The sequence below is a fragment of the Aquibacillus salsiterrae genome (assembly GCF_028416595.1).
Lineage (GTDB): Bacteria > Bacillota > Bacilli > Bacillales > Amphibacillaceae > Aquibacillus_A > Aquibacillus_A salsiterrae.
Window position 1 is genome coordinate 199,658 of sequence record NZ_JAMQKC010000004.1, and the last position, 11,080, is coordinate 210,737.

Here is an 11,080-nt window from a genome sequence, read left to right on the forward strand (position 1 = left end):
TTGAAACCGTTCTATAAATATAATATTTAAGTAGAGGATATAAGAAAATGGCAAGGTTGTCGTAAGGATTGTTAAGCATTTATTGCACAAGTCCCTCGCCCCATTATCTTGTGCATATCCACTTGGACAATGAATTTGTCTCTTAATTTCAAATATGTTATATAATTCAATAAAATAAATTCAAAATGGCGGTGATTATATGTTATCGCAAAAAAAATTCTTAATGAACTATCTAAAAACTTAGACGTTTGGAGAGGTAAATACGGAGTAAAGCGCATTGCATTATTTGGCTCTTATACCCGTGAAGAACAAACGTAATCAAGCGATATTGATCTCCTCGTAGAATTTGAAGAGAAAGCTTTGTCGTTTGAAAACTATATGGACTTAAAATAAATCTAGAAGATCTTTTCCAAAAACAAGTTGATTTAGTAATTTTAGATGATATTAAGCCAACACTAAGACCAAGTATTGTTAGGAGTGTTAAGTATGCAGAGGGAGCCTATGGTTTCTAGACTTCAATCATAAGTTCTTCCATTTAAATACAACACTTTATGGAATGGTGTAATCTGAAGTCCGTACTCGCCCTTTTTATTTTCACAAAAAAAAGTAAAGTATCTAGAATTAGATACTTTACTTTTTTACTATGGTTTGTTATTTGAATCAATCCCTTAAAAATTTCCCCATGATAGTTCGGGCAACACCTACAAATATCAATGATGCATGATGGTCTGGTTCTTTACTTTATACATGGTTGGCATGCCGTAGTGCTTAACGGAACGTTCTTTAGCTTTATCCACGTAGCCTTTATCGTTCTTTTCCACGTTGTCATCTATCGACTGCTTAGTTCAGTCTTACCTGCTTCGAATTTATTTTCACCGTTAATTATATCCAAACCATCAAAAACAAAATCTCCTGCTTGAATATAAATTTTTGCTGCATGTTTCTTATCATGAAGGCCTCGAATAAAGTAGGACGTCTCTCTATCCCCTGTACTATTAATACGATAATCATCTTCTACTAATTCACCATCGATATAAACGTCGATTAAGGCATCGGTAGTTGCACCGAACAGGTTAAACCCGGAACCTTTGAAATCAAAAATAAAATAGCTGTCACTAGGTTCAGGCGTACTGTAGATATTGACTCCCCGGTAATCCATAAAGGTTTCTAATCTTTCATTGTCACCAAGAGAAACCTTTAACGTATGTGGTCCTTCTTCAAGGTTTCTAACAGAATACCTTATACCATCATCATTTACATCATAATCCCCAACATATTCTCCATCAAGTTCAACTTTATATGTTGTTTCTTCTCCAGTACCAGCTAGATAATCAATTCCTGTACCAGTAAAGTTGACTAAAATATACGGATTGTCATCAAAGCTTGCCCAGGCATTGGTACTATTTGCGCCCCAAACGTTTCCATTTTCTCGATAAGCATAAACAGTGTTTTCTTCCGTTCCTATTTCTGACTCATTTGCTATTCTAATAAATTGATTTGCTGCTAACTGTTGAACTGAGACAACAGGTACAGGGTCCGTCGTCTCTATTTCTGCTTTCGTGAAACTAGTCCAGCTATCTTTAGAGACTACTCTTAACGTATGTTCTGTTTCCACTAACCCTTCAGTAGACCAAACCATGCGTTCCTTACTACTATTATTTAGATAGTTTGCTTCTCCAACCAATTCACCATCTAAATATATATCCGCTGTACCATTATTTGCATTAGCCTCACCATATAATCTGATGGCATTGCCCTTAAATGTAATTTCAAATGCTTCTCCATTATTTCCCCAACTGTTACTACTGTTAGATGACCAGTCACCGTCATAATAAACTTTGTTTAGTGTTCCCTTTACATTTGTTGAATCCTTATGAGTAACAGTGTACCCATTCCAAACCGGATAATCTGTTTCAGCAATCATACGTGTACGATTATAGTGTCCATACCCTGATTGCAAGAATTCCCATTCACCTACATAGCCGATTGGATTCCACTTGTCATCATTGTTGTATGCTTCTTCTTGTGAATCATACTTCCGACCTTGAGCATTATCAAACTTAACAGATTCATAAGAATAACCTTCGATTGGATCAACACGTAAGTTATCAATAAGTGTTTCATAATAACCAGACCCAATTGCAACTCTTCCAGCCATCACAGACGTATTTTCATCTGTGTAAGAAGCAATTTCTTCTCCATCTATATAAAGCGTAAATACATTTTCTTTTGCTTCAAATGCAAAATTGTGCCAAACTTTGTTGTCAAAGTCTTCAATCGTTCCACTTTGCTTTATTTCGTCAAACTCAAGAATTTCATAGCGGCCATCTTTAAAAATTTTGGCATTGTACGGTGCAGTAGAATCAGCCCAAGCCGATTTGACTTGACGTACCCCGATTAAGGCATAGTTTTCTCGTCCTTCCGCCTCATCATTATGCGTATCAAGTAAGAAGTCGTATGATACTTTATAGTTTACCCAACGGAAATCACCAAGAATGGTATTTGGATTTACGTCTGCTGTTGAACCATCACTTCCACCCCAAACAGCCCAATCTGCGCCAATAATATCTGGTGTGATTTTCTGTTGAAGCATGTTGCCATGTTCTTTTGCATTCGGAATATCTAAAGGAGCACGATCCGCACTGCCAGGAGACGCCTGCTTGGTTGCTTCTGTTACAACTTCAAAAGCACCGATTTGGTCTGTCGTATAGCGTGGTGTACCACCCCGCCGTTCCACATAATCTCTACCTTTTTCATCTAAAGGATATTCATCGTATTCAAAATCATCAGTATATGGAAGTTCCATAATTGTGTCTTTGTTTAAATTAACAGGTTGTGATTCATATTCAAAATCTTCCACTTCTGATTCCTTATCCAACGTAGAAATCGTAACGATAGAATAAGGACCGACTTCGACTCCATATTCACCATTATCAGGAATAATAACTTCAACATTTTTGAACCAATTTTCATCGTAATTATGTCCATCATCAGCGCCTCGAGTTTCCCAAACAAAAACGTCAGTATTTTCTTTCCCACTTAAGTTTTGGGCTTTAATCGTATACTTACGTGTTTGATTCGTATTATTAGTAAAAATAGTTGTATAGTCGTCTGTCTCCGGGTCTTTTAGTGTCATATAACTTTGTGTACCCGTGTTAACGCTAACACCGCCGTCTCCCTCTTTTCCATCACTAAAAGTAGCGCCTTTCACATACATCCAACGTTCATTTTCAGGAGTAGAACGATCATCTTGCCCCACAAAATTCATGAAATGACGAACTCCTTGCAATCCACCATCCACTTCATAAAAGCCAGACCAAGGGTCAAATGCACTGATTAATTGTTTTGGATTATATTGCGCCCCCTGGTAGAATGCTGCAACAGAAGGTTGGAAATCAAAGGACACAGCATTTAAAGGAGTTTCACTTGTTCCTGTCCATGAATAAACAGAAATGATTCTCGAAACCACATCTACTATCCCTGCATTTCCACCAATACCATTATAAGATGGTTCCATATTCTCACGGTAACGAGCATTAATCATTGGTGCAATACCTTCAGATACCCATACCTCTTTTGGTTGTTTACCTTCTGATATTAATGTTTCTTGTAATTTTTCGAGCTCTGGGGAGCCATCTAAATCATAGTGAGCACTAATAACATCAATTTCATCTCGTAAATCTGGGTTATCAAGTAATACACGACTAATTGATGACGTATCACGATAGCCATCAGCTGCAACTATTTTAATATGTTGATAGTCTTCTTCATAATTAGGTTCTTCTTTGATTTTTGAAGTAAAGTATTTTAGCCATTCTACATCAACTCTTCCATTACCATTTATGGCTCGTTCATTTTGAGAAATACCTACATAATCTAACTTAAATCCATACTCTTCATACACAGCATCAATCGTCTGCTTATACCATTGATAGCGGTTTTCGTAACTGCCATTGTCTACCCCATTCCACGACCAACGTGGTTCACCCCAACGAAGGATTTCAGTTGTAATATCTGGATTAATTGATTTTGCGTCAGCCGCGAATTGAAATCCAGCACCACGAAGAACGTTGGCTGGTTCGTCCGCATAACGCTTTGTTGCCGGCTCCGTTCCCGATGAGGAATTAATATCCGCTCCTAACTCTACTTTTACGTGAGCTAGTCCAGCTCCTGTCTCCTTATTGAATAATTGATTCATGATTTTCCAGTATTGCTTAGGATTTTCCTCTTTATAATCCATTAATAATCGGGATGTGTTATTCCCTGATACAACTCCAAAGCCTTTAAATCGGTTATATTCATCTACATCATTACCATCAATGGTAATTGTCTTAGTAATTTCTTCTGCTTTAGATTTGTTTACTTGTATGACAGCCGCTGCGACAAATAACGCAAGAACAATTATAACGAAACTGAAAACTTTCCTAATCCCTATTTTACCTTTTGCCATGAAATATGACCTTCCTTTCCATGTTTAGTTATTTAATGCGCAGGTATCTTTGTGATAATATCTGGTGTGTTTTCTTTGAAATTTTTAGTCTGATGTTTTACTAATATGATTTACACAAAATAAATACTTCTTCACTCCTTCCTATTTTAAAACTGGTAAGTAGTTACTAAACCACTAATTGTTAACGCTTACATTATTTCATATTTGTATCATCTTTCTATGCCCTTTTATTTACCTTATTTGTTGTTTTTTTTACACTTTTTTTAACTGATTGTATACTGAGTTAAGGTTCACCTTACCACTTTTCATAAAGTGCAACTTCAATCAGCGGGGGATACTTACAGTTAATGCGGGGTAAAAAAGGAAGCTATCACCTTCGTGACAACTCCCTTTTTTCCTTATGCCAAAATCTCAAACTTTTCCCTACTTACTTCCCATTGTAACGGCTCTCCGTTCAAGTACCGCTTCAATTCGTCTAACATATAGTAACCCATTCTTCCACATTCCTTGCCTTCACTTCCTGCTAAGTGCGGTGTTAACACGACATTATCAAGTATGTACAACGCCGAGCCTCTCTCGGGTGGTTCTGGGAATGTTACATCTAGAACTGCCGTTATATCTGGTCTTTCCTGTAACACCTCGATCAGCTCTGATTCTCTAACAATTGCACCTCTTGCGGTATTGATAAAACTCGCATTAGGCAGCATTTGAGTCAGATGCTCTTTTCCAATCATTCCCTTTGTCTCTTCCAGTAATGGTGCATGCAAGGATACAATATTCGCTCGCTGAAAAATTTTATCTAAGCTACATAGCTCAACACCTAAATTGCGAGCATCCTCTTTTTCAACAAATGGATCATAAGCCACAACATTAATGTCAAATGGCTTAAGCATTTCGCAGACTAACCGACCAACAGTACTTAAAGAAATAACCCCGACAGTGCTCCCGAAAGCCCCGGGAACATGAAACGGCTTAGCGGGGAATTGTTTTGTTTTTCTAACGTCCCGTGTGAAGCACCAGCCGTTTTTTAAGCAAAATAAAATTTGTGATAATGTAAATTCTGCTACGGGAACAGCATTTGCTTGCACCGCATTCGTAATCGTTATTCCTCTATCCCAAGATGCATCGGTGGCAATATTCTTTACCGAGCCTGCCGCGTAAAAAAATGCTTTCAGATTAGGGGCAGCATTAAGGAATTGTTCATCTAGTCTAGGGCCTCCCCAACCAGAGAAAATGACTTCAACATCTTCCAAGATTGATAAGTCTTGTAGCACTTGTTGATTCGTCAGTGGTAGTGCATAAATATCTACTAAACTATCAATCTCTTTTCTTACTTCTTCTTGGTACACTAACTCAAATGGATCTTGATTCATGATATATAAACCCTTTACCATCATCTCACCCTTTCTTTAAATCTGGGACAAGGAAACTGGTCCACTAATGCGCATGGTCGAGTGGGATTTCTTGTCCTGACCAAGCTCGTTTTGCGGTCCATTCCATTGGGGGATCAGTCCAAAATGGGTCTGACGCTGGCAAGCCTAGAGGTAGGAAGGCTGCAGCACATAAATAAACACTACCTGTCGATATGTAAACTTCGCCAATTCCTGGCTGATGTCCGCAAAATCCAATGGTTAACCACCCTGATTCGGTAAATGTTCCAGGAGCTTCTAATGTTCGCTTCATGACAGCACTTAAAGCACTTCTCACTTGTGCCGGGGGAAGCCCACTCGGTAAATCTCCACGAAGTGCATGCTGAGCTAGACTTTGAAATACACCACAACGATAAGCTAACGACCTACCGACAGGGGGAAAAGTTCCCTCTGGTGAAATCGTTCGCTCCTGAATCGCCGCAAATCGCTGTGACCTTTTTACAATCGATCCCTTTATCCCTTCCCAATCACGGTACTCATGTCCAACAGTTTCTACTAAATCAACAAGCATCGGATGAATGACAAAACTATTGTAGTAGTCATGGTGATATTCTGGACCATCACTGTAAACACCATCACCTACATACCATTGTTCAAATTGCTTAAAAGCATAATCTATCCGCATCGGATCCCAATCTTCTTCTCCTGCCTTGTATAAAAAAGCTTCAATAATTGCAGAGAACAACAACCAATTAGAAAAGACTGGTTTTTTTGTCCTCGTAGATTTAAACGCAACTATCACATTACATTTCACCCTAGCATCAAGCTTTTCCCATAATTCGATCGGGGCTCTTAACAACGCGTGTGCAAGGAAAGCGGTATCCACGATCGGTTGAATATCATCGGAGAAGTTCATATAATCCGGTGACTGTGGGTCAGTTCCAGCATCGATTGCTTCTCTTGCTAATTCCGCATACTTAACTCGGAGTGCTTCTTCCTCACTAGTTTCACACACTTGTTCAAGCCATGGTGCCACGCCAACTAGTAATCGTGCCAATCCTTCCAGATGGGAAAATTGCTCACGATTAGTACCCTCTCTCATCTCGATGGACATTTCTTTTTTTAAGGATCTATCCTTTAAATGGAACAGGATAGGATTCGCTATTTTTAACATGGAATCAAGCCAATAATCTCGCTCTTTATTATTTGCCATGGTTAGTTTTCCACCCTCTTACTCAAATGACTTCACCAAAAATTTAGACACCTTCTCCTACACCGAGTCCAGCTAGTATCGCTTTTACTGTATCAATATTATGTTTGATAGACTCTTTTGTTCCATAAGCAAGACTAAAGTCTTCCATACCAACATAGCCATCATAGCCAACTGCTTTTAAGTCCGTAAAAACTTGCTTCCAGTCAACAATCCCTTTTTCAACCGGTGCCCATTCTACTGACCAATCGACAGTTCCATCTGCATGCTCCTCTTTCTTTTGCCAAAACGCATTTTTGACATGAACATGGGCAAGGTAATCCCCTAACAATTCCAATCCCATACGATAATTTTCATAGCCTTCATGAACCATATTACCTGGATCATATAGAACGCCGATATGGTTTGGATTACAATGACTAACTAACCGATAAGCTAGGCTGGCACTTGGTGCTATTGTTACATGGTGGGTTTCCACTAACCCTTTGACATTGTATTTTTTACATAATTGCTCCGCTTTTTTCAAATAAGTAACCGCACCTTTAAATAAATCATTATAATTTTCTGTTCGGTCATATCTTGGCACACCGACACGGATAGTTGATGCACCAAATCTTTGAGCAACTTCTAATACCCTTTCCGCTGCTTCTAAGTCTCCTGCAGTTAAATAAGGCGTAACACTGACTACCTCTATTCCGTTATTTTTAGTAGTCAGTAGTAGATCATCTATTTCTTGGTCCGTTATATCAGGCGAAATTGTGCACAGGTTATTCCCCCAAAAACTTGGGTCTTCTTTTCTTAACTTATCTGGGGTCGCTTTAAATCTCCACTCTACACCATCATAGCCTGTTTCTTTTAGATAACTGACAATTTGTTCTGGTGTTGTATCTGGTGTCATTACAGTAAATAAGGAAAATTTCATCTTCATTTCCACCCTTTCACATCTAGTTTTTAAAATTCAAACTTCTCCGACTCCGAGCTAAAGTCAATACGTTCCATCCACATCTAATGAGACGCTCTTCACTTCTTTTTTTTCTGTAGAATTAGCAATTTTTCCTTGTAGGTACTTGTAATACAGCTCTTCATCAATCGGGAGCTCGACCCAATCGTCTAGCCAAGTAGAAAGCTGCATTGCATTGGATAGTGTCAGTCCTTTAATCCCTTCTTCACCCGGAGTCAATAGTCGCGTACCATGCAATATTGCATCAACAAAGTTCTGCGTAATTCCAGCATGGGCAGTTTCCTTGCCCTCGATTGGTACTTCAACTTTCCAGCATTCCGGTGCTCCGAAGCCACCTTTAAAATTACGATTGAACTCTGGTTCCGGAACACGAAGTCGCCAAAAATTTAATTCCCCATTTTCCACTACAACTTTACCCCGGTCACCGGATATTTCTAATCGGTTTGTTCCTGGTGCTTCTCCGGTAGTTGTGATAAACACAGCTGTTGCACCATTTTCATACTCCGCATAGGCCGTTACATCATCCTCTACTTCAATGTCTCGATATTTTCCAAAGTGACAGAAGGCACGCATTCTGGTTGGCATCATGCCCGTTAACCACTGCCACAGATCTAATTGGTGTGGACTTTGATTAATGAGCACACCGCCACCTTCTCCTGCCCACGTTGCACGCCAACCACCTGAATCATAATAACTTTGAGAGCGGTACCAATTCGTAATAAGCCAATTAATTCTCCGTATTTCACCAAGATCCCCAGTTTGGATTAGGTCACGTAACTTTTGATACAAGGGATTTGTTCGTTGGTTATACATCATGGAGAAGACCTTGTCGCTTTTTTCTGCGGCTTCATTCATCTTGCGAACTTGCTTGGTATACACGCCTGCTGGCTTCTCACAAAGAACATGAAGACCATGTTCAAATGCTTTAATTGCTAAGTGAGAATGCTCATAGTGTGGTGTAGCAATTAAGACCGCGTCAACTATGCCTGATTCAAAAAAAGCATCTTCGTCTGTAAACACCTGCACATCACTACTTACTTTCTCCTTTAGCAACTCCGCTCTCTCCTGATTATTATCTAGAAGAGCTGTTAATACTGCCCCATTAATATCACCTTTTTGCAAGTAAGTTGCATGTCCAGTTCCCATGTTTCCTACCCCAATAATTCCGATACGGACTTTTTTCATTAGTTCCTATCTTCCCTTCTATTACTTACACTCTCCTGTAAATGACTCAAATGATAAGATTTAAACACTAAAACTGAAAGATAATTTGGATCATCTGCTTTTTCTTAAGATTTTTAACATTAAAATCTAACGCCATGTTTGTTTCCTCATGCCCTTCGTGATTGCTGAACTTAATTTCCTCTATATTTAAATCTAACTGAGATTTATCAAATATTATAGATAATGTATTATCAACAAGAATACCATCGGCACTTTCTGAGATAGAAAACATTGGAAGGATAAAACGTTCAACAATTGCCTCCGGACTCTTTGAGAACTCATAGAGATCTCCCAAAACAAGACTAGGGTTAGCCGTTTTTCTCCAAGTAAATGACCTTGTTAATTGGCGTAAACTTTCCACATCATAGACACCAGATAATTCCATCTCCAGTTTCTCAACACCTGAACCCGTAATTATTTCAGTAACAGTTGCAGCTCTTCTTTCTCCATCCAATTGAAATTGGTTATTCACAATCGGAACAGAATGACCTTGTGAACTGTTACACAAGAAAGAATATCTTTCATTTCCAAAATAGTCTGCATTATACTCGCCTCGCCCTAAGTCCTTCAGATACGTTTTTTCATTTCCATATAATATAAAATGTCCAACATCATTATGGTTATGGGGTTCAGCATTATGACCACCCTTTGCTGCTAAAGCAAACCTTCCCTTATTTGTGGAGTGCCTAGAAATGAACCACTGAGAGTCTTCCATATAATAGGTAGCATCACTCCATGGTTTCCCAATCGCCCTATCATCAAACCAAATGATATTTCTGATTGCTGGTGCCCACCTACCACAATGATCATCTGTAAAATGCGCTCGTAAATTTTTTTCTGGAATAGTGAATCCATGATAAAGCTTAGATAGGTAATGACTTAATCCTAAAAACACGGACGCGGTGGATGCAGAATCAGAGAAATTGACTACTTTGTTTTTATCCAGGAAAGTCTTTTGCTGGAACAAGGCGATTTCTCTTACTTTTTTATTATCAAATAAATCTATCTTTCCTGCAGTTCGTTTTTTCAATAAATCGGAAAAATAGACATAAAAACCAAACCCATATTCCCAATATCCATAGCCTTCCATACATGTTCCGTCCGAATTGAAACCACTTATATAATATTTCATTGATTCTATGACTCGCTCTAAGATAACTGAAAGTTCCTCTTCATCATTAAAAAGGTGCAATGCAGTGGATCCTATTGAACCCGCACACACAGCTGCCCAGTTATGTGTAGCCGATTCCCAATGATAATGTTGCCTACTATAGGGCCAAACAACCCGACGGTAAATCTCTTGTCGTATCCGTTCACATATAAGTGGGTCAAGATTATCCTTTGTCAACTTCAAAATCTCACTTAACGCAAATGACGTTTCTGCAGCAAATAAATCAACAGTATATTCTAATTGCTTCTCCTCTAATGAAAATTTATCATCAAGAGATGTTTCTGGTCCGTTATTTATATGTGCGGGCAAACACCAAGAATACTCATTACATATACCCCAAATAATCTCTTGTAAAGCATCAAGGTACTTCTTATTCTCTGGATAAAGCAAGTTTGCTAGCGCAAATGTTGTTAGTCTGTGTCTTTTTGCAAAATAAACCTTCTCATAGTCTAAACGCGAACCATCCTCAAAGAACCTTTTAAAAGCATTATAGGTGATTTCTTGTACAGGTTCCTGCAGTATACTTTCTGCTTCATTCACTATTTCTTCAATCATTGTTTTTAAATTTGGATTAGTTTTCATATTTTTAAATGCAGCTAGTTGTTCCTTCTTACTAGAAAAAAGTAGTGAATAGGTTTGGTTAACTTCTATTGCTAATGACTTTTTTATGTGTCTTCGATCCATCATGCTCTCC

At 38.5% G+C, this 11,080-nt stretch carries 6 protein-coding genes; all 6 read right to left on the reverse strand.

The genetic code is table 11. The features are described from left to right. Window positions 1-829 precede the first annotated feature (829 nt). The 6 genes from NC799_RS07540 to NC799_RS07565 all read right to left on the reverse strand — a co-directional run bounded on the left by NC799_RS07540 (window position 830) and on the right by NC799_RS07565 (window position 11,070). Window positions 830-4,450: a glycoside hydrolase family 30 protein gene (locus NC799_RS07540; protein ID WP_272445790.1), complete on the reverse strand. Its 3,621-nt coding sequence runs from the start codon at window positions 4,448-4,450 to the stop codon at window positions 830-832. A gap of 398 nt (window positions 4,451-4,848) precedes the next feature. After that, window positions 4,849-5,844, reverse strand: coding sequence for a hydroxyacid dehydrogenase (locus tag NC799_RS07545; RefSeq protein WP_272445791.1), 996 nt, complete (start codon window positions 5,842-5,844; stop codon window positions 4,849-4,851). 43 nt (window positions 5,845-5,887) lie between these two features. Further along, window positions 5,888-7,033 carry a DUF2264 domain-containing protein gene (locus NC799_RS07550; protein ID WP_272445792.1) on the reverse strand — a complete coding sequence of 382 codons (1,146 nt, stop codon included), beginning with the start codon at window positions 7,031-7,033 and terminating at the stop codon, window positions 5,888-5,890. A 43-nt stretch (window positions 7,034-7,076) separates the two neighbouring features. Further along, the gene (locus NC799_RS07555) at window positions 7,077-7,952 is read right to left on the reverse strand and encodes a sugar phosphate isomerase/epimerase family protein (protein ID WP_272445793.1); all 876 of its coding nucleotides are present in this window, start codon (window positions 7,950-7,952) and stop codon (window positions 7,077-7,079) included. Between the two features lie 63 nt (window positions 7,953-8,015). Beyond that, window positions 8,016-9,176, reverse strand: a complete 1,161-nt coding sequence (locus tag NC799_RS07560) for a Gfo/Idh/MocA family protein (protein WP_272445794.1) — start codon at window positions 9,174-9,176, stop codon at window positions 8,016-8,018. Window positions 9,177-9,243: 67 nt separating this feature from the next. Further along, window positions 9,244-11,070 (reverse strand): heparinase II/III family protein, encoded by a 1,827-nt coding sequence (locus NC799_RS07565; protein ID WP_272445795.1) that lies wholly within the window; start codon window positions 11,068-11,070, stop codon window positions 9,244-9,246. Window positions 11,071-11,080 lie beyond the last annotated feature (10 nt).